Genomic DNA, 728 nt, shown 5'->3' with positions numbered 1-728 from the left:
TTGGGGATCGTTTGTATTCGGGAAGTGAAGAGGCCGAGGCGCGGTCGAAGAAGCTGGAGGGCCCCTCCGAAGAGATGCAGCGCAAGCGGGTTGAGACGCAGACTTTGCGGGCGCTTCGCCTTGGTGATATTTCTGAGGAAACCGCGATCAATAAGCTTGGTGGCGATGAGCCTGCCCGGCAGTTGGTGGAGGCGGAGATGAAGCGGATTCAAGATGAGGAGCAGGAATAGTTATGGAAACTCCTAAGGTTGATGTGAATGCGGCGGCCCGTACGCAGGCGCAATGGCGTGAGATCTTGAATCCGATGGAATACCACGTCTTGCGTGAGGCGGGCACGGAGCGTCCCTTCACTGGCGAATTGTTGAATGAGGACCGCGAGGGGATCTACCGTTGCCGCGCGTGCGGCGCGCAATTGTTCCGCTCGCAGACGAAGTTTGATGCTGGATGCGGGTGGCCCTCGTTCTATAAGTCCGAGGACGCCGCGGTGAAGTATGTTGAGGACACTTCGCATGGAATGGTACGCACGGAGGTGCGTTGCGCGAATTGCGATTCTCACTTGGGACACTTGTTTGATGACGCGCCGCAGACTCCTACGGGGCAGCGTTACTGCATGAACTCCGTGTCGCTTTCGTTTGAGCATACTGCGGGTGAATAGTTCGGGAAGGCGCGCGTTAGCGCCGGCGCTGTTTATTGCGTCCGGGACAACCCAGTACACGGGTGCCGCGTTT

1 protein-coding gene and 1 pseudogene are annotated in these 728 nt (G+C 58.1%); both read left to right on the top strand.

The window, feature by feature from the left end:
* Positions 1-230, top strand: a pseudogene (locus HMPREF1627_RS00690) (hypothetical protein); the annotation flags it as partial.
* A 2-nt stretch (positions 231-232) separates the two neighbouring features.
* Positions 233-655 (top strand): peptide-methionine (R)-S-oxide reductase MsrB, encoded by a 423-nt coding sequence (msrB, locus tag HMPREF1627_RS00685; protein WP_034500277.1) that lies wholly within the window; start codon positions 233-235, stop codon positions 653-655.
* The last annotated feature ends 73 nt before the right edge of the window (positions 656-728 follow it).

The sequence above is a fragment of the Actinomyces sp. S6-Spd3 genome (assembly GCF_000758755.1).
Classification (GTDB): domain Bacteria; phylum Actinomycetota; class Actinomycetes; order Actinomycetales; family Actinomycetaceae; genus Pauljensenia.
Note: the sequence above shows the minus strand (reverse complement) of the source record. Positions and strands in the feature narration are given on the sequence as shown.

What these genes read in the sequence shown, in the direction of transcription:
- msrB (WP_034500277.1), top strand. Translation starts at nt 233, where the DNA reads ATGGAAACTCCTAAGGTTGATGTGAATGCGGCGGCCCGTACGCAGGCG.